Below are 23,206 nucleotides of genomic sequence, written 5' to 3'. Positions count from 1 at the left end.
CACCCCCCGGGCGGCAAAGCCTATGATTTTAGGCTGCCCATGTTCTACGTCACCCTGGTCACCCTGCTGCTGGTCGCCACCGCGACGCTGCTGCATTACGAGGTTTTGCAAGGCCTGCACCGGCGCCTGAGCGGCTCGCCGATGCCGTCGCGGCCCAAGGTGCTTGTGGTCATGGCCACCTGCTTCGTGGCCCATGCGCTGGAGATCGTGCTCTACGGGCTGGGGTACTGGCTGCTCATCAACCACGTCGGATCGGGGCAGCTGACCGGCACGGCCGCCGAGCCGCAAGTGACGCTGTCGGAGTGCCTGTACTTCTCCGGCGCCACCTACACGTCGCTGGGCCTCGGCGACCTGGCGCCCACCGGCGCCTTGCGCATGCTAGCCGCTGCCCAGGCGCTGCACGGGCTGCTCCTGATCGGCTGGACGGCCTCGTTCCTGTACATCGCGATGGAGCGCTTCTGGACCGCTCGCCATGGCCGCTGAGCCCCGGGAACTGAGGCAGGCCGCCGCCGACTGGCTGGCCGTGGCCGACCCGCGCGGGAAGGCCGCAGCCGTGCGCGCCGGCATCGCCGCTGTCGGGCGGGTCGATCCTGCTGCACCAGTGGCCGCGCCCTCGCCGCTGCCGGGCCGGCCCGATCGCCCGCGGCTGGTGGATCCGGCGCAGGTGCCACGCCGCTCGCCCTTCACCCGCGAGGGCCGCGCGGCGCTGCTGCACGCGGTGGCGCACATCGAGTTCAACGCCATCAACCTGGCGCTGGACGCCGTCTGGCGCTTCCCCGGCCTGCCCGAAGCCTACTACCGCGACTGGCTGCGCGTGGCGGCCGAGGAGGCACTGCACTTCACGCTGGTGGACGAGCACCTGGCCACCCTGGGCCACGCCTACGGCGACTTCGACGCCCACGATGGTCTGTGGACGATGGCGGAGAAGACCGCCGGCGACCTGACCGCGCGCATGGCCCTGGTGCCGCGCACCCTGGAGGCGCGTGGCCTGGACGCCACACCGCCGATGCAGGCGCGGCTGGCCCGCGCCGGCGACGCGCAGGCGGTGGCCATCCTCGACGTGATCCTGCGCGACGAGGTCGGCCACGTGGCCATCGGCAACCGCTGGTACCGCTGGTGCTGCACGCACGAGGGGCTGGACCCGGTGGCGCACTACGCGGTGCTGTCGCGGCGCCATGGGGCGCCAAGGCTGAAACCGCCATTCAACCTTTCCGCCCGCCGCGCTGCCGGCTTCGACGAGGACGAACTCGCCGCCCTGCCGCCGGCGTAGACTCCCGCGCCACCCGCCCCCCGGAGAACACACCATGAACAAGCGTCGCTTCCTGAACACCGCCGCCGTGCTCGCCGCCGGCTTGATCGTTGCCGCCTGCTCCAAGCAGGAAGAAGCCCCGGCCCCCGCGCCCGCCGCCGCACCGGCGCCGGCGCCCGCCAAGGTCTACGTCGTCGGCACGGATGCCGCCTACGCGCCCTTCGAGAGCCAGAACGAACAGGGCCAGATCGTCGGCTTCGACATCGAGGTCGTGCAGGCCATCGCTGCCAAGGCCGGCTTCGAGGTCAAGTTCGTCAACACGCCCTGGGAAGGCATCTTCAACGAACTTCAGCAGGGCGGGCGCGACCTGCTGGTGTCGGCGATCACGATCACCGACGAGCGCAAGCAGACCATGGACTTCAGCGACCCTTACTTCGACGCGGCGCAGCTGATCGCGGTGAAGGCCGACAGCACGGTGGCCACCTTCGCCGACCTGAAGCCGCTGAAGGTGGGCGTGCAGACCGGCACCACCGGCGACGAGGTCGTGACCCAGCTGCTGGGCAAGACCAGCACCAACGTCAAGCGCTTCGAGTCGACGCCGCTGGCGCTGAAGGAACTGGAGGCCGGCGGCGTGGACGCCGTGGTGGCCGACAACGGCGTGGTGCAGCACTACGTGGCCAACAACGCCGCCGGTGGCTTCAAGACCGTCAGCGACCCGGCCTTCGTGCCGGAGCAGTACGGCATCGCCGTGCGCAAGGGCAATGCCGAGCTGCTGGCCAAGGTCAACGAGGGCCTGAAGGCCATCCGCGCCGACGGCAGCTACGACGCCATCCACGCCAAGTACTTCGGCGCCAGGAAGTAAGACCGGCTGACGGGCCGCACCGATGGACCTGCGTTGGGAGATCCTGGCCGGCTACGGCCCGCTGTTCGCCAGCGGGCTGTGGATGACGGTGAAGCTCACCATCGTGGCCATCGGTGCCGGCCTGCTGCTGGGTGTGGTGCTGGGCCTGGTCAGCAGTTCGGCCGATGCGCCGGCGCCCAAGCTGCCGGCCGCTGCCTGGGGCCTGCGGCTGGCGCGCTGGATCACGGCCGGCTACGTGGGCTTCTTCCGCGGCACGCCGCTGTTCGTGCAGATCCTGCTGGTGCACTTCGCGCTGATGCCCACGCTGGTGCACCCGGACACCGGCCTGCTGCTGGCCGGAGACGCGGCGCGCACGTTCCGCCAGGAGCATGGTGCGTTCTTCTCCGGCTGCCTGGCCCTGAGCCTGAACGCCGGCGCCTACATCAGCGAAATCTTCCGCGCCGGTATCCAGAGCATCCACCGCGGCCAGGTGCAGGCAGCCTACAGTCTGGGCCTCACGCACGTGCAGGCGATGCGCTGGGTAGTGCTGCCGCAGGCCTTCCGGCGCATGGTGCCGGCGCTGGTGAACGAGGGGGTCACGCTGATCAAGGACAGCTCGCTCGTCAGCGCCATCGGTCTGGCCGAGCTGGCACTGGCCGCACGCACGGTGGCCGGCGCCTATGCGCGCTATTGGGAGCCCTACCTGGCGATCTCGGCCCTGTACCTCGTGCTGACGCTGGCGCTGTCGCTGCTGGCCAAGCGGCTGGAAGTGCCGGCGGACCAGCGCGGGCGATAGCGGACAGGCCTCAGGGCTCGAAGAAGTAGCGCTTCAGCCCGGCCAGGATCATCTCGACCGCGATCGCGGTGAGCACCAGGCCCATCAGCTTCTCGATGGCCGCCACCATCGACGCGCCGAGCAGCTTGCGCAGCCGGTCGGCCGCCAGCAGCACGGCGCCCGACACGGCCATCGCCGCCGTGAGCGCGCCCATCCAGGTCCACAGCTGGTCGGGCTGGCGCGAGGCCAGCAGCAGCACCGTGGCCATCGCCGACGGGCCAGCCAGCAGTGGCACGGCCAGCGGGAAGATGAAGGGCTCGCGGCCCTCGCCGCCGGCGGCGTAGACCTCGCCGCCGCTGGCGAAGACCATGCGGATGGCGATGATCAGCAGGATCACGCCGCCGGCCACCTCCAGCGAGCGCTCCGACAGCCGCATCAGCGACAGGAAGGCCTGACCGCCGATCATGAACAGCGCCAGCACCCCGAACGCGATGCTGACCTCGCGCAGCGCCACCCGCGGCCGGCGCTCCGGCGCGACGCCCTTGAGCACCGAGATGAAGATCGGCAGGCTGCCGAAGGGGTCCAGCACCAGCAGCAGCAGCACCAGCGCGGAGACGAAGCCGTGTTCCATGGCCGGCATTGTCAGGGCGCCGGGCACTGTTGCGCCGGCGCACCACTCGGGGGCAGGCGCGAACCATTTTTGCGCGCCCGTCAGGGTTGACCCGGACCACCGGCACTAGACTCGCGCTCGCGGCGGCATCGCCGACCAGCTTCTGTCCAACCCACGAAAGCCCTCCATGAAGAACAGCTTCGTCATCGCCGCCGCCGCCCTGGCCGCCGGCAGCGCGTTCGCGCAAGGCAGCACCGAGATCTACGGCCGCATCAACCTCACCGCCGAGCGCCAGGAGCTCAACGGCGCCAAGGACACCGGCATCTACGACAACTCGTCGCGCATCGGCATCCGCGGCACCGAGGACCTGGGCGGTGGCCTGAAGGCCGGTTTCGTGATCGAGCACGGCTTCAACGCCGACACCGGCGCCGCCGCCGGCGCCATGTGGGGCCGCGAGAGCACCGTCAGCCTGGGTGGCAGCTTCGGCACCATCCGCCTGGGCAACATGCCGGCCAGCGAGGGCTACTTCGCCACCGCCGACTACGTGTCGATGCACAACCACGACACCGGCAGCTCGGCCGACGCGCTCTATGGCTTCGTGGCCATCGCCGGCACGCTCAACAGCGCCATCGCCTACACCAGCCCCACCGTCAACGGCCTGCGCTTCGACCTGCAGTACGGCCTGAAGGAAAACGTCAAGCCCGACGCGCCGTTGTCGATGGCCGTCAACTACGACGCCGGTGCGATGCACCTGGGCCTGGGCTACGAGGAGTACGACGGTCAGAAGTCGACTGCGCTGCGCGGCCTGTGGGAGATGGGCGCGATCACGGTCGGCGGCTACTACGAGCGTGGCAGCGGCACCGTCAGCTACAACAACTTCCGCATCGCCGGCATGTACACCATGGGCGCGTCGGAGTTCCACCTGAACCTCGGCAAGCGCAGCGGCGAGAACGGCCTGGCCGACGGCGACCAGTTCACCGTGGCCTACAACTACAACCTGAGCAAGCGCACCCGCGTGCACGTGTTCTACACGAACCTGGACCTGGCCAACGGCGCGGTGGACTTCAGCTCCTACGGCGTGGGCCTGCGCCACAACTTCTGATCGGCCCTGGGTCGGTCACCGAAAGCCGGCGGGCGCCCAGCCCGCCGGCTTTTTTCATGGCCGGCCCTTCGTGTGCGACGGTCAGCCCCTGGGGTGGTGCTGGGCGTGCAGCGCACGCAGGCGCTCCCGCGCCACATGCGTATAGATGGTCGTCGTCGAGATGTCGGCGTGGCCCAGCAGCATCTGCACGGCACGCAGGTCGGCCCCGTGGTTGAGCAGGTGGGTGGCAAAGGCGTGGCGCAGCGTGTGCGGCGACAGCGGCACGTGGACTCCGGCGGCCAGCGCATGGGCCTTCACCAGCTTCCAGGCCATCTGCCGCGTCATGCCGCCGCCACGCGCGGTGACGAACAGCGCGTCGGCCACCCGTCCGCCGAGGATGCTGCTGCGCGCGTCGGCCAGGTAGCGCTGCAGCCAGACACCAGCCTCGGCACCGAAGGGCACGAGTCGTTCCTTGGCTCCCTTGCCGGTGACGCGCACCACGCCTTCGGTCAGGCCCAGTTGCACGCTCTTCAGGCCCACCAGTTCGCTCACGCGCAGACCGCTGGCGTACATCAGCTCCAGCATGGCGCGGTCGCGCAAGCCGCGCGGCGTGGCCACGTCGGGGGCGGACAGCAGCGCCTCGACCTGCGCCTCCGACAGCGTCTTGGGCACCCGCTGCGGCTGCCGCGCCGGCAGCAGGCGCAGCGTGGGGTCGGCGTCGAGCAGGCGTTCGCGTAGCGCCCAGCGGTAGAAGCGGCGGAACACCGTCAGGCGCCGGTTGGCCGTGCTGGCGCGCGTCCCGGCATGCCGGGCCACGGCGTAGGCCCGCAGGTCGCTCTCGGTGGCGGCGATCAGGCCAGCGCTGCCCTGCGCCGCCAGCCAGGCGGCCAGCGCCTGCAGGTCGCGCCGGTAGGCGGCCTGGGTCAGTGCGGCCAGGCCGTCCTCCAGCCACAGCGCGTCGACGAAACGCTGGACCAGCGCGTCGACGGCGGCGCCCGTCGGCACGTCAGAGCTTCAGGCCCTGCTGGGCCACGACCTTCTTGTAGACCTCGAACTCGGCCTTGATCTGGGCCGCGAACTCGTCGGCGCTGTTGGCCACGATCAGCGAGCCGGTGGCCTCGATGCGCTGACGCACGGCGGGATCGGCCAGGGCCTCCTTGGCCGCCGCGTTGATCTTGTCGACGATGTCCTTGGGCGTGCCCTTGGGCGCCAGCAGGCCGTAATAGGCCATGCGGTTCACCGGGGCCAGGCCGACCTCGGCGAACGTCGGCACGTTGGGCAGTTCCGCTAGGCGCTGGGGTGCGGCCACGACGATGGGCACCAGCCGGTTGTCCTTCACGAAGGGCAGGGCCGAAGGCAGGTTGTCGAAGATGATGGGCACCTGGCCCGCCACCACGTCGTTGAGCGCCGGACCCGCACCGCGGTAGGGGATGTGGGTGATGAAGGAACCCGTCAGGCTCTTGTACAGCTCGGTCATCAGGTGGCCGATGCCACCGGTGCCGGAGCTGGCGTAGCTGTACTGGCCGGGGTTCTTCTTCAGCAGGTCCAGGAAGGCCTTGTGGTCGCTGGCCGGGAACGACGGGTGCACGGCGATGATGTTCGGCGTGGCCGCGATGTTGATGATGGCGACGAAGTCGCGCACCGGGTCGTAGGGCGACTTCGGGTCGATGGACGGCCGCGCCGCGGTGGTGGACACGGTGGCCATGCTCAGCGTGTAGCCGTCCGGTGCCGCGCGCACGACCTCCATCGCGCCGATGGCGCCGCCGGCACCCGACTTGTTCTCCACCACCACCGTCTGCCCCAGGGCCTTGCCCATGCGGTCGGCCACGATGCGGGCGATGATGTCGGTGGTGCCCCCCGGCGCGAAGGGCACCACGAGGCGCACGCTCTTGTTCGGGTAGGCCTGGGCACTGGCCAGCCCGGGCATGGCGGCCAGGCAGGCGGCCGAGATCAGAGTGGAGAGCAGGTGACGCTTGTGCATGGCAGATTGTTGAGCGGTGAGAACGATGGGCGCGGATCGTACAGGCGCTGCGTTAGCCCCTGAGGCGCGACGGGTCAGGCCACCGGCCCGCCGAGCAGGCCGATCTTCATCTCTTTGTCGACCGGACGGCCACCGATGAAGATGCGCAGCAACGCAACATAGAAATCCTCGCCAGCAATCGCCGTGCCGACCTGCCGGCCGTTATGGCGGAACACCAGGCCCTGGCCGGGCAGGAAGTCCAGGTCCACGACGTCGTTGGTCTTGACCTCGCCCAGCGACGTGACCAGCGCGTCGAAACGCTGCATGCGCTCGGCGAGCGCCGGCTGCTGGGCCGCCGGCGTGTTGCGCTGGATGCCCTTGTAGAAGGCCTTGACGAACTCGACCGTCGGCACGTCCACGAACATGCGCATCTGGATCCGCTTGGGGCCCGGTGTCGCCAGCACGCCCTCCACGGTCGTGGACTTGCGCGCCAGGTACAGGCCGGCGGCATAACCCTTGAACCAGGCCACCGCCCGCAGGCCCACGCCGTTGAGCAGCAGCGTGCTGCCGCCCAGCGTGATCTGCGGCGCGTAGGTGTAGCCTTCGACGACCACCTGGGCCGGCGCCGGGCCCGCGGCCAGCAGCGGCAGGCCCAGGCCAAGCAACAGGGCGCGGCGGCGGGAAACGGAGGAAGGCACCATCGACATGCCTGCAGTGTGACGCATGCGCACGACAACGCGCTGGCACACTGGCGGGATGACCCGGCCAGACGCCCCCCTCCGACCTTGACCGAACACGCCCTGCTGCTGCTGCCGGATTTCGTGCTCATCGTGCTCGGCTTCCTGATCTGCCGCCAGACGCCGCTGGACCGGCCGCTGTGGGACGCCGTGGAGCGGCTGGTCTACTACCTGCTCTTCCCCGCGCTGCTGTTCGGCGCCATCGTGCGCCACCCGCTGCAGCCGGCCACGGCGTTGCCGCTGGCGGCCAGCGCCTGGATCATCACCGGCACTGGCATCGCGCTGGCCTATGCGCTGCGCCGCTGGCCGGGCGTGGACCCGTCGCTGCACGCCTCGGGCGCCCAGGTGGCCTTCCGCTTCAACTCCTACGTGGCGCTGGCCGCGGTGGAGCGCGTGGCCGGCGCGCCGGGTCTGGCGTCGCTGGCGCTTGTGATCGCCATCGTGGTGCCGGTGTGCAACATCGCCGCCGTCTGGCCGCTGGCCCGCCATGGCGGCCAGCACTACGGGCGCGAGCTGGCGAAGAACCCGCTGATCCTGGCCACCGGGTCGGGCCTGGTGTTCAACCTGCTGGGGCTGCAGCTGCCGGACCTGGTGACGACCACGCTCACGCGCATCGGCGGCGCGGCGCTGCCGCTGGGTCTGATGGCGGTGGGCGCCGGGCTGCGGCTGGGCGCACTGCGCGACGGGCCGCAGCTGGCCACCGGCCTGCTGCTGACGCGCCACGCCGTGCTGCCGCTGGTGGCCCTGGCCTGCGCCTTCGGGCTGGGCCTGCCACCGGTGCAGCAGACCGTGATCGTGCTCTTCAGCGCCCTGCCCACCGCCGCGTCCAGCTACGTGCTGGCCGTGCGCATGGGCGGCCACGGGCCCTACGTCGCGGGGCTGGTGACGCTGTCCACGCTGCTGGGCATGCTCAGCCTGCCGCTGGCGCTGGTGGCGCTGGGGGCGCTGCGCTGAGTGGGTGAGAGCCAATCCCGCACGCCCGCTCATCCGCGCCAAACGGCCCGACTCGTCGTTGCAAATGCTCGCCATGGCCCGAGCTATGGCTGCGCTTTGCGCCTAGAGTCGGACCGCTTGGCGCGTCTGCTCGGGCACGCTGGATGACCTCTCACCCTCTGAGGCCGGCAGCCGGCTGATCGCGCTGCGCCAGGGCCCAGGCGATGTGCTCGCGGGCCAAGCCGGTGTCGTCGGCCTGCGCCAGCGCCTGGGCGATGGCCACATCGCCCGTGGCCCGCCAGGCGTTGCCCAGCGCCACGGCCAGGTTGCGCCGCCAGCGCGCGTGGCCGATGCGACGGATCGCGCTGCCTTCGGTGCGGCGCAGGAACGTGGCCTCGTCCCAGGCCCACAGCGCCAGCAGTGTCTCCTGGCCCAGGCGTGCATCGAAGTCCGGCAGCGGCGAACGCTGCGCCCAGCGGTTCCACGGGCAGACGAGCTGGCAGTCGTCGCAGCCGTAGATCCGGTTGCCGATCGCAGCCCGGAGTTCGAGCGGAATCGGCCCCGGGTGCTCGATCGTCAGATAGGAGATGCAGCGCCGCGCATCGAGCTTGTAGGGTGCCACGATGGCCTGGGTCGGACAGGCGTCCAGGCACGCGGTGCAGCTGCCGCAGTGGGCGCTCACCGGCTCGCTCAGCGGCAGCGGCAAGTCGACGTAGATCTCGCCCAGGAAGAACATCGACCCAGCGTCGCGCCGCAGGGCCAGCGTGTGCTTGCCGCGCCAGCCCAGGCCGGCCTGCGTGGCCAGTTCGACCTCCAGCACGGGGGCCGAATCGGTGAACACGCGGTGGCCGAAGGGGCCGATCTCCGCCGCCAGCTGGTCCACCAGACGCTGCAGCCGCTGGCGCAACACCTTGTGGTAATCGCGGCCCCGGGCGTAGACCGAGATCACCGCCTCGCCCGGTGCGCGCAGCCGCGCCTGCTCACGGTCGGCCCAGTCCGCCGGCGCCTCACGCGGCAGGTAGTCCATGCGGGCCGTGATCACGCGCACCGTGCCCGGCACCAGCTCGGCCGGCCGCGTGCGACGGGTGCCGTGTGCGGCCATGTAGTGCATGTCGCCATGGAACCCGGCCGCCAGCCAGGCCTCGAAGCCGGGTTCGGCGGCCGACAGGTCCACATCGGCCACCCCGATCTGGGAGAATCCCGCTTGATGCGCCCAGGCCTGCAGCTGCCGCCACAACCGCGGCAGACCCAGACCCCCTGGACCGGGCACGCCCGGCCCGGCCCCCCGCGGGGGCGCCAGGGAACTTGGGGCGGCCCGGCGTTTCCCTGGGAGGACACGACGCTCGTGCATGCAACGATTCTAGGAACCCGCACCCTCCATTGGCCCGACGAGGCTGCCTGTGCCGACAGCGCCGGGCGGCTGGCACGACAGCCGACGCTGCACGACGCCTTCATCGCCCTGCATGGACCGCTGGGGGCTGGCAAGACGACGTTCGTTCGCCACCTGTTGCGCGCCCTGGGTGTGGCCGGACGCATCAAGAGCCCCAGCTACGCGGTGCTGGAGCCGCACCAGGCCGGTGAGCTGGCGGTCTCGCATTTCGACTTCTACCGCTTCGCCGACCCGCAGGAGTGGGCCGATGCCGGCTTTCGCGACATCTTCGCCGCGCCGGGACTGAAGCTGGTCGAATGGCCCGAGAAGGCCGCCGGCATGCTGCCCGTGGCCGACCTCGACCTCCATCTGGCACCTGCGGCCGACGAGTCTCGCCAGGTCCGGGCCGATGCGAACACCGAGACCGGCCTGCGGCTGCTGGAGGCCTGGCCCGGATGACGATGCAGCGCCGCGACACCCTGCTGATGCTGCTGACCGCGCCGCTGCTGGCGCCCGCCGCCGGCAGCGAGGCCACGGCCCCCACCATCGTCGGCGTGCGCATGTGGCCGGCGGCCGACTACACGCGCGTCACGCTCGAATCCGACCGGCCGCTGCAGGCCGAACACGTGCTGCTGAGCAACCCGCCGCGGCTCGTGGTCGATCTGAAGGGCCTGACGCTGGACGCCGCGCTGCGCGAGCTGGTCGGCGCCGTGCGCCCCGACGACCCCTACGTGGCCCTGGTGCGCGTGGGCCAGTACCTGCCCGATACCGTGCGGCTGGTGTTCGACCTCAAGCAGGCCGTGCTGCCGCAGCGCTTCGCGCTGACGCCCGTGGCCGCCTACCAGCACCGCCTGGTGCTGGACCTCTACCCCACCGTGGCGCCCGACCCGCTGCTGGCGCTGGTACAGGAAAAGGAAGCGGCCGAGACCGCCGCCGCGCAGGCCATGCAGGACGCGCTGGGCGAACTGATCGCACGCGTCGACCGGCCGCTGTCGCCCGCGCTGCCCGCTCCGCCTTCGCCGCCACCGACGCCATCGGTGATCACCCCGCGGCCGCGCGGCCCGCTCACCGCCGACGAGAAGCGCGCGGTGGACCGCCTGCTCATCGTGGCCCTGGACCCCGGCCACGGCGGCGAGGACCCGGGCGCCATCGGCCCCACCGGCCTGCAGGAGAAGGACGTGGTGCTGGCCATCGGGCTGGCGCTGCGCGAACGCCTCAACGCCCTGCCCGGCGTGCGCGCCATGCTCACCCGTGACGGCGACTTCTTTGTACCGCTGCACGAACGCGTGGCCAAGGCGCGACGTGTGCAGGCCGACCTCTTCGTCTCCATCCACGCCGATGCGTTCACCCGGCCGCAGGCGCGCGGCGCCAGCGTGTTCGCGCTGTCCACCCGAGGCGCCAGCAGCACGATGGCGCGATGGATGGCGCAGAAGGAGAACGCGGCCGACCTCGTGGGCGGCGTCAACCTGAACGTGGCCGACCGCCAGGTCATGCAGGCCATGCTGGACATGAGCACCACCGCGCAGATCCGCGACAGCCTGACCATCGGCCGCGAGCTGCTGCGCCGCATCGGCCAGGTCGGCGACCTGCACAAGCGCCAGGTCGAGCAGGCCGGTTTCGCGGTGCTGAAGGCGCCCGACATACCCAGCGTGCTGGTGGAGACCGCCTTCATCTCCAACCCGGAGGAGGAGGCCAAGCTGCGCAGCCCGCGCTTCCGCCGCCAGCTGGTGGAGGCGCTGGCCGAGGGCATCCGCCGCTGGTTCGCCACCCACCCGGCCTTTGCCGACCGGCGCACGGCATGAGTGATTCGACCCTGCGGCGGGCCATCCGGCCGCTGCCCGACACGCTGATCAGCCAGATCGCCGCCGGCGAGGTCATCGAGCGCCCGGCCTCGGTGGTGCGCGAACTGGTGGACAACGCGCTGGACGCCGGCGCGCGCGAGATCGTCGTGCGCCTGGTCGCAGGTGGCGTGCGCAGCATCGTGGTCGAGGACGACGGCGCCGGCATCCCCGCTGCCGAGCTGCCGCTGGCGCTGCAGCGCCACGCCACCAGCAAGGTCGCGTCGCTGGCCGAACTGGAGACCGTGGCCACGATGGGCTTCCGCGGCGAGGCGCTGGCCGCCATCGCCAGCGTGGCCGGCGTGGCGCTGACCAGCCGACCGGACGGTGCGCCGATGGCGCAGCGCCTGGACGCACGCAGCGGCGAGCTGCAGCCCGCCGCGCGCGGCCGCGGCACGACTGTGGAGGTGGAGGAGCTGTTCTTCGCCACGCCAGCCCGGCGCAAGTTCCTGAAGACCGACGCCACCGAGTTCGGCCATGCGCTGGAGGCGGTGAAGCGGCATGCCCTGGCGCGGCCCGACGTGGGCTTCGCGGTCTGGCACGACGGCCGCCTGGCCGCGCAGTGGCGTCCGAGCACCGCCGAACAGCGCGTGGCCGACGTGCTCGGCCGTGACTTCGTCGCGTCCAGCGCCCCTCTGCAGACGCAGCAGGGGCCGCTGCAGCTTCAAGGCCGCATCGGCCGTCCGGAAGCTGCGCGGGCGCGCGCCGACCAGCAGTACCTGTTCGTCAACGGTCGCTTCGTGCGCGACCGGCTGGTGGGTCATGCCGTGCGTGCCGCCTACGAGGACCAGCTGCACGGCAGCCGCCAGCCCAGCTGGGTGCTGTTCCTGACCCTGCCGCCGGAGACGGTGGACGTGAACGTGCACCCGACCAAGATCGAGGTGCGCTTCCGCGATGGCCGGGCCGTGCACCAGGCGGTGCAGCGCGCGGTGGAACAGGCCCTGGCGCCCACGCGGGCCGCGGCGGACGCCGCCACCGCGACCAGCGCCGAGGCGGTGTCGACGCGGCCCTGGTCGGCGCCCGCCCTGCCGATACCCCGCCCTGCCAGCGCCGCGACACCGGAGATGTCGCAGGTGACCCCTCTCCGTGGCTGGCAGCCCGGCCTGGCCCTGGCCGAACCGGTGTTGCACGCCGCGGAACGCCCGGCCGCGTGGCAGGCGCTGCTGCGCCCGCTGGACGACGCACCGCAGGCCCCCACGCCCGCGGCAGACGACGCCACCGCCTGGCCACTGGGCCGAGCGCTGGCGCAGGTGGGCGGCGTCTACATCCTGGCCGAGAACGCCCAGGGCCTGGTCATCGTGGACATGCACGCCGCCCACGAGCGCATCGTCTACGAGCGGCTGAAGGCGGCGCGTGCCGCCGGTGGCCAGCTGCCGGCGCAGCCGCTGCTGATTCCGGTGCCACTGCCGGTGAATGCGGTGGAGATGGCCACGGCCGAAGCCGAGGCCGACGCGCTGGCGGCGCTGGGCCTGGAGCTCAGCCCGCTGTCGGCCCACGCGCTGGCGGTGCGCAGCCGCCCCGCGGCCCTGCCCGATGCCGACGTGGCCGAACTCGCGCGGTCGGTGCTGGCCGACCTGGCCGAGCATGGGGCCAGCCGTGTGGTGCAGCGCGCCGAGCACGACATCCTGGCCACGATGGCCTGCCATGGCGCGGTGCGCGCCAACCGCCGGCTCACGCTGGCCGAGATGAACGCGCTGCTGCGCGACATGGAGGCCACCGAGCGCGCCGACACCTGCAACCATGGCCGGCCCACCTGGCGCCAGCTGTCGATGCGGGAGCTCGACGGCCTGTTCCTGCGCGGCCGCTGAGGCCCGGTCCGCGGCACGGTCGCAGTTTCGCGGAAAATCCCGCGATGCGACCCGAAGACACCCCCGGCAACCTGTTCGTCGTCGCCGCGCCCAGCGGGGCCGGCAAGTCCAGCCTGGTCAAGGCCCTGCTCGAGCTCGACTCGCGGCTGGCGGTCTCGGTCTCGCACACCACACGCAAGGCCCGCGGCCAGGAGCAGCACGGCCGCGAGTACTGGTTCATCGACGAGGCCGAGTTCCGGGGCATGATCGACCGCGGCGACTTCTTCGAGTGGGCCCAGGTGCACGGCAACCTGTACGGCACCTCGCGCAGCGCCATCGAGGCCCGCCTGGAGCGCGGCGAGGACGTGGTGCTGGAGATCGACTGGCAGGGCGCGCTGCAGATCAAGAAGATCTTCCCGCACGCGGTGCTGATCTTCATCCTGCCGCCCAGCTGGACGGAACTGGAGCAGCGCCTGCGCCGCCGCGGCGAGGACGACGCGGCCACCATCGAGGTGCGCATGGCCAATGCGCGTGAAGAAGTGGCCCAGGCCCGGCACTTCGACTTCGTTATAATCAACAGCTTGTTCGAGACGGCGCTGTTCGACCTGAAGACGGTCGTGCACTCGCAGCGCCTGAAGTACGCGGCCCAGTTGCGCAACCGCTCCCAGGTGTTCGCGGCACTCGACTTGAGCTGAACCCGCATCGCTCCGTCCCGGAGCCCCAGGAGCCCCCATGGCGCGCATCACCGTCGAAGACTGCCTGCAGAAGATCCCGAACCGCTTCCAGCTGGTGCTGGCGGCCACCTACCGCGCCCGCATGCTCAGCCAGGGCCACGCGCCCAAGATCGAGTCGCGCAACAAGCCCGGCGTGACCGCGCTGCGCGAGATTGCCGCTGGCGAGGTGGGCGTGGAGATGCTCAAGAAGGTGCCGGTCTGAGCCTGCGGCTCACCGCATGAAAAAGGGCGCCCGCGGGCGCCCTTTGTGTTTCTGCCTGACGGCCCTCAGGCCGCCGCCAGCGTGAAGCCCACCCGCGTGGTGCCGGCGGCGGATTCAGCCACCGTGCGCCCGGCGTGCATGCGCGCGATGGCCGCCACGATGGCCAGGCCCAGGCCGTGGTGCTGGGCGTCCTCGCAGCAGCGGGACGTGTCGGCGCGGAAGAAGCGGTCGAACAGACGGGGCAGGTGGTCCGGCGCGATGGTCTCGCCCGCATTCTCCACCTGCACGCGGAACTGCCCGTCGGCCTCCGGCGCGATGGCCACCACGACCGTCGAACCACGCGCGGCAAAGCGGGTGGCATTGCCCACCAAGTTGGACAAGGCCCGCTTGACCAGCGGCACGTCCACCGCCAACTGTGCGTCGCCGTCGATGCGCAGGCCCACGCCAGCGTCCTCCAGCGTGGCCTCGTGGAACTCGCAGACCTGGCGCGCCAGTTCCGCCAGGCTCACCGGCTCGCCACGCCGGGCCACGGCACCGCGGTCGGCCTGCGACAGGAAAAGCATGTCGTTGACCAGGGCCGACAGGCGCTGCATCTCCTCCAGGTTCGATGCCAGCGTGTCCTGCAGCGATGCTGCGTCGCGGTCGCGCGACAGCGCCACCTCGGTCTCGCCGATCAGCGTGGCCAGCGGCGTGCGCAGTTCGTGCGCCACGTCGGCATTGAAGGCCTCGAGCTGCTGCACAGCCAGTTGCAGCCGGTCCATCATCGCGTTGAACTGCTCGATCCACGGAAGCAGTTCCTCGGCCGGGTCCACCAGCGCCAGGCGGCGGTCCAGGTCGCGAGCGGAGATGGCGCGCGTCTGCGCCGCGAGGTCGCGCAACGGCCTGAGGCCGCGCGTGACATGCCAGCGCGTGCCCGTGGCCACCAGCGCGCCGGCAGCCAGCGTCACCCCCACCAGGATCCACGCCCAGCGCGTGCCCAGCTCCGCGTCGCGCGAGTAGTCCACGGTGTAGCGGGCGCGCACCTCGCCCCCGGCGAGCGTGGGCGTCGGGATGGAGAACTCGTGCACCACCGTGTGCTCCGAGCGCTTCAGCGCCTCGGACTCGTAGTCGGCGTAGAGCTTGCTGCCGTCGGCACGCCAGACCTGCAGCCGCGTGCTGGCGCGCATCGGCGCATCGGACAACAGCTGTGCCATCACCGCCGTCTCGCCCCCGATGGCCGCCCGGCTGACCACGTCGGTGATCAGCTCGCAGCGCGCGACCAGGTCGGCCTCGTTGCGCTCGACCAGGATCATCTTGACCATGCCCCAGGTGACGGCAAAGAGCACGCCCAGCACCACCATCGTGAAGATGGCGAGCTTGCGCGACAGCCGGGTGCTGATCGAATGGGAGCAAAGCGCTTCGGGGCAGGAGGTCTTCATGCGCCGCGGTCCTCGAGCACGTAGCCCATGCCGCGCACGGTGTGCAGCAGCTTGGCGGGGAAGGGGTCGTCGAGCTTGGCACGCAGCCGGCGCACCGCCACCTCGACGACGTTGGTGTCGGAATCGAAGTTCATGTCCCAGACCTGCTCGGCCAGCGTGGTGCGCGACAGGATCTGCCCGCGACGCCGCAGCAGCAGGGTCAGCAGGTTGAACTCCTTGGCGGTGAGGTCGAGCCGCTCGCCGGCACGGGTGGCGCGGCGGGCGATCAGGTCCACATCCAGGTCGGCCAGGCTGAGCTGGGTGACGGTGGCCGCCCCGCTGCCGTTCTGGCCGCGGCGCAGCAGCGCGCCCACGCGGGCCAGCAGCTCGCTGAAGGCGAAGGGCTTGACCAGATAGTCGTCGGCCCCCTGCTCCAGGCCCTGCACACGGTCGGCCACGGCATCTCGGGCGGTGAGCATCAGCACCGGCAGGTTGCGCTTCTCGGCGCGGATGGCGCGCAGCACGCCGAAGCCGTCCACGCCGGGCAGCATGATGTCCAGCAGCACGAGGTCGTACTCGCCGCCCAGCGCCAGCCGGCGGCCTTCGATGCCGTCGTGCGCCAGGTCCACCACATGGCCGTTCTCGCTCAGGCCCTTGTGCAGGTACTGTGCGAGCTTGACCTCGTCCTCAATCACCAGGAGTCGCATAACGGCTGGGATTTTGCCGCCGCGCGGTCGTTCGCGGGATTACGAAATCGTCATCTTCGCGTTCGGCAGCCGTCGGGTCCGCTGTTCAAAGTTCAGTCCGTGGTCGATGCAGCTGAAGACACCGACCAGCCACCCAAACCCGCTGAACGAAAGGACCTGACCATGAACACCCGCAACATCCTCGCCCTCGCCACCTTCGCCCTGGCTGCCGCCAGCGGTTCGGCCTTCGCCCAGGAAGCCACCTCCGACGCCTGGATGAACGCCGCCTCCACGAAGAGCCGCGCCGACGTGATGGCCGAGCTGAAGCAGGCCCGCGCCGACGGCAGCATCAAGGCGGTGAGCGCCGGCTACCTGAACCCCATCGTCAGCCAGAAGTCGCGTGCCGACGTGCGCGCCGAGGTGCTGGCCGCGGCCCGCACCGGCGAGCTGGAGCGCCTGGACGCCGAGGCCTACGCCTTCGACGGCCAGCGTACAACGGCGCAGGCCACCCGCGTGGCCCAGGCTGCCCGCTGATCACCGGCGCCACCCGGCGCCTGCTCGACCGTCCCCACGGCCCGCCTCGGCGGGCCGCTCGCGCTACATTCGGGGCATGGGCATCCGCTCGCTGGCCGCCGAACTCCTGCCGACCACGCTGCTCGGCCTGCAGCGCGGCAGCGCCGCGCCTGCGCCGGCCCCGGCCGAGGCCTCGTCGTTCGACGCCCTGGCGGCCAAGCTGGGCTACCTGAGCAAGGGCGAACTGCGCCAAGTGCGCGAGGCCTACAAGTTCGCCGACGAGGCCCACCTGGGCCAGTTCCGCGCCAGCGGCCAGCCCTACATCACCCACCCGATCGCGGTGGCCGGCCTGTGCGCCGACTGGAAGCTCGACGTGCAGGCGATCATGGCCGCGCTGATGCACGACACCATCGAGGACCAGGGGGTCACGAAGACGGAGCTGATCCAGCGCTTCGGCGCCCCGGCGGCCGACCTGGTGGACGGGCTGACCAAGCTCGACAAGCTGCAGTTCAACACGCGCGAGGAGAACCAGGCCGAGTCCTTCCGCAAGATGCTGCTGGCGATGGCGCGCGACGTGCGCGTGATCCTCGTCAAGCTGGCCGACCGACTGCACAACATGCGCACGATGGGCGCCATGGCGCCGGCCAAGGCGCAGCGCATCGCGCGCGAGACGCTGGACATCTACGCGCCCATCGCCCACCGCCTGGGCCTCAACGAGATCTACCGCGAGCTGCAGGACCTGTGCTTCGAGCACCTGCACCCGTGGCGGCGCGCCGCGCTGGCCAAGGCGGTGACGCGCTCGCGCGGCTACCGGCGCGACATCGTCGACCGCGTGCAGCAGGAGGTGAAGACCGCCTTCGGCAAGGCCAAGATCAAGGTCCAGGTCTCGGGCCGCGAGAAGACCGTCTATTCCATCTATCGCAAGATGCGCGAGAAGCACGACGGCTTCGCGCAGGTCAACGACATCTTCGGTTTCCGCATCGTCGTCGGCTCGCTCGACGAGTGCTACCGCTCGCTGGGCGTGCTGCACCAGCTCTACAAGCCTGTGCCGGGCCGTTTCAAGGACTACATCGCCATCCCCAAGGCGAACGGCTACCAGAGCCTGCACACCACCCTGGTCAGCCCGCTGGGCACGCCGGTGGAGTTCCAGATCCGCACCGAGGCCATGCACGCGGTGGCCGAGAAGGGCATCGCCGCGCACTGGCTCTACAAGACCGACAAGTCCGGCAACGCCACCGCCGACGCCCAGCGCCTGGGCACGATGTGGCTGCAGTCGCTGCTGGACATCCAGGACGAGACGCGCGACTCCACCGAGTTCCTCGAACACGTCAAGATCGACCTCTTCCCCGACGCGGTCTACGTCTTCACGCCCAAGAGCAAGATCCTGGCACTGCCGCGCGGCGCCACGCCGGTCGACTTCGCCTACGCCATCCACTCCGACGTCGGTGACCACACGGTGGCCGCGCGCGTCAACGGCGAGCCGGTGGCCTTGCGCACCGAGCTCAAGAGTGGTGACGTGGTCGAGGTCATCACCGCGCCGGGCGCGCGCCCGAACCCTGGCTGGCTCAACATGGTGCGCACCGGGCGCGCCCGTTCGAAGATCCGGCACTACCTGAAGAACCTGGCGCACGACGAGTCGTTGTCGCTGGGCGAGAAGATGCTGGCGCAGGCACTGCGGGCCGAAGGCCTGAAGCTGCCCAGCGCCGACCCCGGCGACGAGACGGCCGCCGCGCTGTGGCAGCAGCTCACGCGCTGGAGCGGCAACCGCAACCGTGGCGAGCTGATGGTGGACATCGGCCTGGGCCGCAAGATCGCCATCATCGTCGCCAAGCGGCTGGCCGGGTTGATGGCGGAGCACGGCATACGGCCCGACGCGGTGACGCTGACGCTGGGCCGCTACGCCAGCGACGATGCCACGCCGGCCCAGGGCGTGGTCTTCGTCGACGGCAGCGAAGGCGCGTCGATCAAGCTCGCCACCTGCTGCCGGCCGATCCCCGGCGACGCGATCACCGGCTACCTGGGCCGCGGCGAGGGGCTGCTGGTGCACACCGCCGAGTGCAGCGTCGGCCGGCGCCTGTTCGAACGCGACAGCGAACGCTGGATCCAGGTGGCCTGGGCCGACGAGCTCACACGCTCGTTCGAATGCGGCATCGGCGTGCTGGTGAAGAACGGCAAGGGCGTGCTGGCCCAGCTGGCGTCGGCCATCAGCAGCGCCGAGGCCGACATCACGCACCTGGACATGGGCAACGAGCCGGCCCACGACACGGCCGAACTGCGGCTGCTCGTCAGCGTGCGCGACCGCCAGCATCTGGCCGATGTGCTGCGCACGCTGCGCCGGGCGCCGACGGTGCTGAAGGTATCGCGGGTCAAGCCCTGACCGCGCTGTCGGCCCGTTGCCGGGGCCGGGTCAACCGGCGTCGACCGGTGCAGGGTACTGCACCTGCAGGATCTCGATGCGCTCGGTGCCTGCCGGGGTCAGCAGCGTCACCTCGTCGCCCTCGCGGGCCTTGAGCAGCGCACGCGCGATCGGACTGATCCAGCTCACCTCGCCGGCCAGGTTGTCCGCCTCGTCGATGCCCTTGATGGTGACCGTGCGCTCGTCGCCCGCGGCGTTGGCGTACGTGACGGTGGCCCCGAAGAAGACCTGGTGATTGCCGTGGTGCAGACTGGGGTCGGCCACCTCGGCGATGTCCAGGCGTCGGGTCAGGAAGCGGATCCGGCGGTCGATCTCGCGCAGGCGCTTCTTGCCGTAGAGGTAGTCGCCGTTCTCGCTGCGGTCGCCGTTCTTGGCCGCCCAGGACACGGTCTCCACCACCTTGGGCCGCTCCACGTCCAGCAACGACATCAACTCCTGGCGCAATCGCCGGTAGCCGGCCGGCGTGATGTAGTTCTTCGCGCCAGGCGGCAGCGGTGGCAGGCCGGGCGAGTCGTCATCGTCGTCGCCGTCGGTCTCCTTCGTGAAGGCCTTGCTCATCGTGACGTCGCCGTCAGCGCATGTGCTGCAGGACCCGTCGATCGCGTGTCAGACCGCCGAAGCGCGCCAGACGGACAGATGCGGCAACAACGCGCGATACGGCAGCAGCAGCACCACCGCCATGGCCCATTTCACCGCGATGTCGCCGGTGGCCAGCATCAGCCAGTCCATGTCGCTGCCATAGAAGGCCAGGAAGAAGAAGATGGCCGTGTCGATCACCGATGCCAGCACCGAACCGATCAGAGGCGCCTGCCACCATGTGGCCTGACGCAGCCGGTTGAACGCGGAAATGTCCAGCCATTGCGCCACGATGAAGGCGCACCCGGACGCCAACGCGATGCGCCACGGTGCCACCGCCAGTGACACCACGACAGCCACGGCAAACCCGGCCCATGCCACCTTGCGCGCTGCCGAAGGGCCCAGCGCACGATTGGTCAGGTCGGTGACCAGAAACACCACCGGGTAGGTGAACGCGCCCCAGGTGAGCCAATCATTGATGGGAAATTGGACCGCAAAATTGGAGAGCACGACCACCATCGCCATTGCCAGCGCCGGCACGATGAATTGGCGCGAAACAATAGTCGGTGAGTTTTCAGGATGATTCATTTAAACAACTCGAATTGTTCGGTCGCGGATTATAGACGTGCGAATCGTGATAACGTCCCGACCGCGCAAAGGCCACGAATCAGAGAGCCGCGCGGGAGGATCTCCCCAACATCACCCTGAATCCACATGAGCAAGACCTACAGCCAATTGATGAAGCAGATCGACAACCTCCAGCGCGAAGCCGAGGAGATCAAGCGCAAGGAAATCGACGGTGTGGTCACGCGCATCAAGGAAGCCATCAAGGCCTATGGCCTGACCGCAGCCGACCTCGGTCTGACGGCGCGCGCACCCAAGGTGGCCAAGCCCGGCAAGAAGCGCGCCGGCCGCAAGGCAGGCAAGACCACGGCAGCCAAGTACCGCGACGAGGCCGGCAACACCTGGGGCGGCCGCGGCCCGCGCCCGGCCTGGCTGCGCGAAGCGCTGGCCGCCGGCAAGCAGCTGTCGGACTTCGCCGTCAAGTGAAGCGATGACGGTGCCCGCGGCAGCCGGGCCGCGCCGCATCGTCTGCCTCACCGAAGAGACGACCGAGTGGCTCTACCTGCTCGGTCGTGAAGAGCGCATCGTCGGCATCTCCGGGTACACGGTGCGCCCCCGCCGGGCCCGGCAGGAGAAGCCCCGCGTCTCCGCCTTCCTGAGCGGCAAGATCGACCGCATCGTCGCGCTCGAGCCCGATCTCGTGATCGGCTTCTCCGACATGCAGGCAGCCCTGGCCGACCAGTTGGTGCGCGCCGGGCTGAACGTGTGGATCACCAACCAGCGCAGTGTCGAGGAGATCTTCTCGACGCTGCATACGCTGGCCGTGCTGGTGGACGCGCGCGGGGCAGGCGAGCGCTGGATCGCCGACTGCCGTGCCGCGCATGCGCGCATCGCCGCCGACGTGGCCGCCTGGAACCGCCGCCCGCGCGTCTACTTCGAGGAGTGGGACGAACCGATGATCAGCGCGATCCGCTGGGTGTCGGAACTGATCGCGCTGGCCGGCGGCGAGGATGTGTTCGCCGAACTCGGCCGCATGCCGATGGGGCGCGACCGCGTCATCGCCGATGCGTTGGAACCGGTGTCGCGCGCGCCCGACCTGATCATCGGCTCCTGGTGCGGCAAGAAGTTCCGCCCCGAGCAGGTGGCGGCTCGCCCGGGATGGCAGGCCGTGCCGGCCGTGCAGAACGGCCGGCTGCACGAGATCAAGTCCTGCGACATCCTGCAGCCCGGCCCGGCGGCACTGACCGACGGCCTGGCGCAGCTGCACCGGCTGATCGCCGACGCGGCACGGCACGGGGTGTGACACCATCGCGGGCATGAGCCCGCCGGGCCGCCCCCAGGGCTCATCCCGAAGTGCGGAGCACGGAGGGTAGTCCAATGAGCCCGCCGGGCCGCCTCAGGGGCGAATTCCGGAGGGCGAAGCCCGAAGGTACCCCGATGAGCACGCCCGCCACCCCACCGATCGACCTGCGTTCCGACACCGTCACCCGCCCCACGGCCGCCATGCGTGCGGCCATCGCCGCGGCCGAGGTCGGCGACGACCAGTACGGCGAGGACCCCACCACCGCGAGGCTGCAGGCCCGCTGTGCCGAACTGCTGGGCAAGGAGGCCGCGCTGTGGCTGCCCACCGGCACCATGGCCAACCAGGTGGCGCTGCGTGTGATGACGCGCCCCGGCGACGAGGTGATCACCCCGCGCGAAAGCCATGCCGCCTGGCACGAGACGGGTGGTGCCGCCGCCAACGCCGGCGTGCAGATGGTGGAAGTCGGACAGCGCGGCCTGTTCTCGCTGGACGAACTCGAGGCCGCGATCAAGCCCACCGGGCTGCCGGTGTTCCCGCCGACCACGCTGCTGCAGATCGAGAACACGCACAACCGCGCCGGCGGCATCGTGCTGCCGCAGGCGCAGGTGGTGGCGCTGTGCGCGCGCGCCCGCGAGCGCGGGCTGGGCTGCTTCCTCGACGGCGCCCGGCTGTGGAACGCCGCCATCGCCGGCGGGGTGGCCGAGGCCGAACTGGCCGCGCCGTTCGACCTCGTCGCCGTGGCCTTCAGCAAGGGCCTGGGTGCGCCCGGCGGATCGCTGCTGGCGGGCTCACGGGCGCTGATCCAGGCCGCTGACCGCCATCGGCGCATGCTCGGCGGCGCGATGCGGCAGAACGGCCTGTTCGCCGCCGCCGCCCTGCACGGGCTGGACCACCACCGAGCGCGGCTGGTCGAGGACCATGCCAACGCCCGCGCCTTCGCCGAGATCCTCGCGCCCTGCCCCGCCGTGCGCCTGGAACTCGCCTCGGTGCAGAGCAACATCGTGGTCTTCCACCTGGCCGACGGCGCGCCCGATGCCTCGGCCGTGGTGGCACGCGCGCGTGCCGACGGCGTGCTGCTCAACGCCTTCGGCCCGCGGCTGGTGCGCGCCGTGACCCACCTCGACGTCTCCGCCACCCAGGCACGCGATGCCGCACAGCGCCTGGTGCGCCTGCTGGCAGGCTGAACAGCGGCCAGGACCAGCCTGGGCGACGTCGCACGTCGGGCGGCTGCCGCCGTTGCCGCTACGATGGCGAACGAGTTCCCGCGTCACCTCACCATGCGCCCAGCCCTGATGTCCGCCCTCCTGACCCTGAGCGTGCTGCCGGGCTGTGCCGCCACGGCCCCATCGGCGACACCGGCCCCGCTGCTGCCGATGGCGCGGCCGCTGGGCACGCTGCAGTGCCAGCCTGGCGGCCCCACGCCCGAGGCTCTGGCCGCGGCCCTGCGCGAGGCCGGCGTGCCGGTGACCCAGGTCGCCTGTGGCCACGACGGCCGGATGCGGCCGGCGGTGTGCGGCGCGCCCGACGGCCGCCTGGCCATCGTCGATATCCCGGCCGAGCACCAGGCTCGGGCGGAAGCCCTGGGCTGGCGGCCGCTCGCGGCGATGCCGGACGCCAGCCGGCAGCCCTGCTGAC

26 protein-coding genes are annotated in these 23,206 nt (G+C 70.8%); 17 read left to right on the top strand and 9 right to left on the bottom strand.

Features of this window, described 5'->3' with window-relative positions; genetic code table 11:
- Nucleotides 1–39: 39 nt before the first annotated feature.
- Genes ENE75_RS03935 through ENE75_RS03920 form a run of 4 tightly spaced genes read left to right on the top strand, consistent with a single transcriptional unit; the run spans nt 40 to nt 2,886 of the window.
- A complete protein-coding gene (locus ENE75_RS03935; RefSeq protein ID WP_128195808.1) occupies nt 40–483 on the top strand; it encodes a potassium channel family protein in 444 nt (147 codons plus the stop codon).
- Nucleotides 473–1,270 carry a ferritin-like domain-containing protein gene (locus tag ENE75_RS03930; protein ID WP_128195806.1) on the top strand — a complete coding sequence of 266 codons (798 nt, stop codon included), beginning with the start codon at nt 473–475 and terminating at the stop codon, nt 1,268–1,270. Before ENE75_RS03935 ends, ENE75_RS03930 begins: the two co-directional genes overlap by 11 nt.
- Before the next feature lie 34 nt (nt 1,271–1,304).
- The gene (locus ENE75_RS03925; RefSeq protein ID WP_128195804.1) at nt 1,305–2,111 is read left to right on the top strand and encodes a basic amino acid ABC transporter substrate-binding protein; all 807 of its coding nucleotides are present in this window, start codon (nt 1,305–1,307) and stop codon (nt 2,109–2,111) included.
- 22 nt (nt 2,112–2,133) lie between these two features.
- Nucleotides 2,134–2,886 carry an amino acid ABC transporter permease gene (locus ENE75_RS03920; protein WP_128195801.1) on the top strand — a complete coding sequence of 251 codons (753 nt, stop codon included), beginning with the start codon at nt 2,134–2,136 and terminating at the stop codon, nt 2,884–2,886.
- Nucleotides 2,887–2,896: 10 nt separating this feature from the next.
- On the opposite strand, the gene ENE75_RS03915 is transcribed toward ENE75_RS03920, so the two are convergent.
- On the bottom strand, nt 2,897–3,496 hold the full coding sequence (locus ENE75_RS03915) for a MarC family protein (protein WP_128195799.1): 600 nt from the start codon (nt 3,494–3,496) through the stop codon (nt 2,897–2,899).
- Between the two features lie 166 nt (nt 3,497–3,662).
- Between ENE75_RS03915 and ENE75_RS03910 the strand changes: the two genes are divergently transcribed.
- Entirely contained in the window at nt 3,663–4,577 is a 915-nt protein-coding gene (locus ENE75_RS03910; protein ID WP_128195797.1) for a porin, read from the top strand.
- An 81-nt stretch (nt 4,578–4,658) separates the two neighbouring features.
- Here ENE75_RS03910 and xerD read toward each other — a convergent pair whose 3' ends face one another.
- From xerD to ENE75_RS03895, 3 genes are all read right to left on the bottom strand, one after another.
- Complete coding sequence (xerD, locus tag ENE75_RS03905; RefSeq protein ID WP_128195795.1) at nt 4,659–5,561, bottom strand: site-specific tyrosine recombinase XerD; 903 nt, start codon at nt 5,559–5,561, stop codon at nt 4,659–4,661.
- A 1-nt stretch (nt 5,562) separates the two neighbouring features.
- Nucleotides 5,563–6,537 carry a tripartite tricarboxylate transporter substrate binding protein BugE gene (locus ENE75_RS03900; protein ID WP_128195793.1) on the bottom strand — a complete coding sequence of 325 codons (975 nt, stop codon included), beginning with the start codon at nt 6,535–6,537 and terminating at the stop codon, nt 5,563–5,565.
- 74 nt (nt 6,538–6,611) lie between these two features.
- A complete protein-coding gene (locus ENE75_RS03895; protein ID WP_233258904.1) occupies nt 6,612–7,241 on the bottom strand; it encodes a chalcone isomerase family protein in 630 nt (209 codons plus the stop codon).
- Nucleotides 7,242–7,301: 60 nt separating this feature from the next.
- On the opposite strand from ENE75_RS03895, the gene ENE75_RS03890 reads away from it, so the two are divergent.
- Nucleotides 7,302–8,207 carry an AEC family transporter gene (locus ENE75_RS03890; RefSeq protein WP_128195791.1) on the top strand — a complete coding sequence of 302 codons (906 nt, stop codon included), beginning with the start codon at nt 7,302–7,304 and terminating at the stop codon, nt 8,205–8,207.
- A 151-nt stretch (nt 8,208–8,358) separates the two neighbouring features.
- Here the strand turns inward: ENE75_RS03890 and queG are convergent, their stop codons facing one another.
- The gene (gene queG / locus ENE75_RS03885; RefSeq protein WP_233258953.1) at nt 8,359–9,411 is read right to left on the bottom strand and encodes a tRNA epoxyqueuosine(34) reductase QueG; all 1,053 of its coding nucleotides are present in this window, start codon (nt 9,409–9,411) and stop codon (nt 8,359–8,361) included.
- 120 nt (nt 9,412–9,531) lie between these two features.
- Between queG and tsaE the strand changes: the two genes are divergently transcribed.
- The 5 genes from tsaE to rpoZ are packed head-to-tail and all read left to right on the top strand — an operon-like array spanning nt 9,532 to nt 14,116.
- On the top strand, nt 9,532–10,014 hold the full coding sequence (tsaE, locus tag ENE75_RS03880; RefSeq protein WP_128195787.1) for a tRNA (adenosine(37)-N6)-threonylcarbamoyltransferase complex ATPase subunit type 1 TsaE: 483 nt from the start codon (nt 9,532–9,534) through the stop codon (nt 10,012–10,014).
- Nucleotides 10,011–11,357 (top strand): N-acetylmuramoyl-L-alanine amidase, encoded by a 1,347-nt coding sequence (locus tag ENE75_RS03875; RefSeq protein ID WP_128195785.1) that lies wholly within the window; start codon nt 10,011–10,013, stop codon nt 11,355–11,357. The genes tsaE and ENE75_RS03875 overlap by 4 nt, the downstream gene beginning before the upstream one ends.
- Nucleotides 11,354–13,201: a DNA mismatch repair endonuclease MutL gene (gene mutL / locus ENE75_RS03870; RefSeq protein ID WP_128195782.1), complete on the top strand. Its 1,848-nt coding sequence runs from the start codon at nt 11,354–11,356 to the stop codon at nt 13,199–13,201. The genes ENE75_RS03875 and mutL overlap by 4 nt, the downstream gene beginning before the upstream one ends.
- Before the next feature lie 44 nt (nt 13,202–13,245).
- Entirely contained in the window at nt 13,246–13,875 is a 630-nt protein-coding gene (gene gmk / locus ENE75_RS03865; protein WP_128195780.1) for a guanylate kinase, read from the top strand.
- A 37-nt stretch (nt 13,876–13,912) separates the two neighbouring features.
- Complete coding sequence (gene rpoZ, locus ENE75_RS03860; RefSeq protein ID WP_128195778.1) at nt 13,913–14,116, top strand: DNA-directed RNA polymerase subunit omega; 204 nt, start codon at nt 13,913–13,915, stop codon at nt 14,114–14,116.
- 65 nt (nt 14,117–14,181) lie between these two features.
- On the opposite strand, the gene ENE75_RS03855 is transcribed toward rpoZ, so the two are convergent.
- Nucleotides 14,182–15,534 carry a heavy metal sensor histidine kinase gene (locus tag ENE75_RS03855; protein WP_128195776.1) on the bottom strand — a complete coding sequence of 451 codons (1,353 nt, stop codon included), beginning with the start codon at nt 15,532–15,534 and terminating at the stop codon, nt 14,182–14,184.
- Nucleotides 15,531–16,220: a heavy metal response regulator transcription factor gene (locus tag ENE75_RS03850; RefSeq protein WP_128195774.1), complete on the bottom strand. Its 690-nt coding sequence runs from the start codon at nt 16,218–16,220 to the stop codon at nt 15,531–15,533. Before ENE75_RS03850 ends, ENE75_RS03855 begins: the two co-directional genes overlap by 4 nt.
- A gap of 162 nt (nt 16,221–16,382) precedes the next feature.
- On the opposite strand from ENE75_RS03850, the gene ENE75_RS24810 reads away from it, so the two are divergent.
- Nucleotides 16,383–16,733, top strand: a complete 351-nt coding sequence (locus ENE75_RS24810) for a DUF4148 domain-containing protein (protein ID WP_158288855.1) — start codon at nt 16,383–16,385, stop codon at nt 16,731–16,733.
- A 76-nt stretch (nt 16,734–16,809) separates the two neighbouring features.
- Nucleotides 16,810–19,089 (top strand): RelA/SpoT family protein, encoded by a 2,280-nt coding sequence (locus ENE75_RS03840; RefSeq protein WP_128195769.1) that lies wholly within the window; start codon nt 16,810–16,812, stop codon nt 19,087–19,089.
- Nucleotides 19,090–19,119: 30 nt separating this feature from the next.
- Here the strand turns inward: ENE75_RS03840 and greB are convergent, their stop codons facing one another.
- Both greB and ENE75_RS03830 read right to left on the bottom strand, forming a co-directional pair.
- Nucleotides 19,120–19,686, bottom strand: coding sequence for a transcription elongation factor GreB (greB, locus tag ENE75_RS03835; protein ID WP_128195767.1), 567 nt, complete (start codon nt 19,684–19,686; stop codon nt 19,120–19,122).
- Nucleotides 19,687–19,734: 48 nt separating this feature from the next.
- Nucleotides 19,735–20,292, bottom strand: a complete 558-nt coding sequence (locus ENE75_RS03830) for a queuosine precursor transporter (RefSeq protein ID WP_233258903.1) — start codon at nt 20,290–20,292, stop codon at nt 19,735–19,737.
- A gap of 126 nt (nt 20,293–20,418) precedes the next feature.
- Here ENE75_RS03830 and ENE75_RS03825 point away from each other — a divergent pair, with 126 nt between their 5' ends.
- The 4 genes from ENE75_RS03825 to ENE75_RS03810 all read left to right on the top strand — a co-directional run bounded on the left by ENE75_RS03825 (nt 20,419) and on the right by ENE75_RS03810 (nt 23,205).
- Nucleotides 20,419–20,754 carry an H-NS histone family protein gene (locus tag ENE75_RS03825; protein ID WP_128195765.1) on the top strand — a complete coding sequence of 112 codons (336 nt, stop codon included), beginning with the start codon at nt 20,419–20,421 and terminating at the stop codon, nt 20,752–20,754.
- A 4-nt stretch (nt 20,755–20,758) separates the two neighbouring features.
- Entirely contained in the window at nt 20,759–21,571 is an 813-nt protein-coding gene (locus ENE75_RS03820) for a cobalamin-binding protein (RefSeq protein WP_128195763.1), read from the top strand.
- Nucleotides 21,572–21,705: 134 nt separating this feature from the next.
- Nucleotides 21,706–22,755 (top strand): threonine aldolase family protein, encoded by a 1,050-nt coding sequence (locus ENE75_RS03815; protein ID WP_128195761.1) that lies wholly within the window; start codon nt 21,706–21,708, stop codon nt 22,753–22,755.
- A 108-nt stretch (nt 22,756–22,863) separates the two neighbouring features.
- Nucleotides 22,864–23,205, top strand: a complete 342-nt coding sequence (locus tag ENE75_RS03810; protein WP_128195759.1) for a hypothetical protein — start codon at nt 22,864–22,866, stop codon at nt 23,203–23,205.
- Nucleotide 23,206 lies beyond the last annotated feature (1 nt).

Origin of the sequence: Rubrivivax albus (assembly GCF_004016515.1) — a bacterium.
GTDB lineage: Bacteria > Pseudomonadota > Gammaproteobacteria > Burkholderiales > Burkholderiaceae_C > Rubrivivax > Rubrivivax albus.
This window is presented reverse-complemented; position numbering and strand designations above follow the sequence as displayed.

Coding starts and splice junctions, on each gene's coding strand:
- ENE75_RS03910 (WP_128195797.1), top strand. CDS start 3,663: ATGAAGAACAGCTTCGTCATCGCCGCCGCCGCCCTGGCCGCCGGCAGC.
- ENE75_RS03820 (WP_128195763.1), top strand. CDS start 20,759: ATGACGGTGCCCGCGGCAGCCGGGCCGCGCCGCATCGTCTGCCTCACC.
- ENE75_RS24810 (WP_158288855.1), top strand. CDS start 16,383: ATGAACACCCGCAACATCCTCGCCCTCGCCACCTTCGCCCTGGCTGCC.
- greB (WP_128195767.1), bottom strand. CDS start 19,686: ATGAGCAAGGCCTTCACGAAGGAGACCGACGGCGACGACGATGACGAC.
- gmk (WP_128195780.1), top strand. CDS start 13,246: ATGCGACCCGAAGACACCCCCGGCAACCTGTTCGTCGTCGCCGCGCCC.
- ENE75_RS03815 (WP_128195761.1), top strand. CDS start 21,706: ATGAGCACGCCCGCCACCCCACCGATCGACCTGCGTTCCGACACCGTC.
- ENE75_RS03825 (WP_128195765.1), top strand. CDS start 20,419: ATGAGCAAGACCTACAGCCAATTGATGAAGCAGATCGACAACCTCCAG.
- ENE75_RS03935 (WP_128195808.1), top strand. CDS start 40: ATGTTCTACGTCACCCTGGTCACCCTGCTGCTGGTCGCCACCGCGACG.
- ENE75_RS03875 (WP_128195785.1), top strand. CDS start 10,011: ATGACGATGCAGCGCCGCGACACCCTGCTGATGCTGCTGACCGCGCCG.
- mutL (WP_128195782.1), top strand. CDS start 11,354: ATGAGTGATTCGACCCTGCGGCGGGCCATCCGGCCGCTGCCCGACACG.
- ENE75_RS03930 (WP_128195806.1), top strand. CDS start 473: ATGGCCGCTGAGCCCCGGGAACTGAGGCAGGCCGCCGCCGACTGGCTG.
- ENE75_RS03895 (WP_233258904.1), bottom strand. CDS start 7,241: ATGCGTCACACTGCAGGCATGTCGATGGTGCCTTCCTCCGTTTCCCGC.
- ENE75_RS03810 (WP_128195759.1), top strand. CDS start 22,864: ATGTCCGCCCTCCTGACCCTGAGCGTGCTGCCGGGCTGTGCCGCCACG.
- ENE75_RS03925 (WP_128195804.1), top strand. CDS start 1,305: ATGAACAAGCGTCGCTTCCTGAACACCGCCGCCGTGCTCGCCGCCGGC.
- ENE75_RS03840 (WP_128195769.1), top strand. CDS start 16,810: ATGGGCATCCGCTCGCTGGCCGCCGAACTCCTGCCGACCACGCTGCTC.
- ENE75_RS03920 (WP_128195801.1), top strand. CDS start 2,134: ATGGACCTGCGTTGGGAGATCCTGGCCGGCTACGGCCCGCTGTTCGCC.
- ENE75_RS03915 (WP_128195799.1), bottom strand. CDS start 3,496: ATGGAACACGGCTTCGTCTCCGCGCTGGTGCTGCTGCTGCTGGTGCTG.
- ENE75_RS03855 (WP_128195776.1), bottom strand. CDS start 15,534: ATGAAGACCTCCTGCCCCGAAGCGCTTTGCTCCCATTCGATCAGCACC.
- rpoZ (WP_128195778.1), top strand. CDS start 13,913: ATGGCGCGCATCACCGTCGAAGACTGCCTGCAGAAGATCCCGAACCGC.
- ENE75_RS03850 (WP_128195774.1), bottom strand. CDS start 16,220: ATGCGACTCCTGGTGATTGAGGACGAGGTCAAGCTCGCACAGTACCTG.
- ENE75_RS03830 (WP_233258903.1), bottom strand. CDS start 20,292: ATGAATCATCCTGAAAACTCACCGACTATTGTTTCGCGCCAATTCATC.
- ENE75_RS03900 (WP_128195793.1), bottom strand. CDS start 6,537: ATGCACAAGCGTCACCTGCTCTCCACTCTGATCTCGGCCGCCTGCCTG.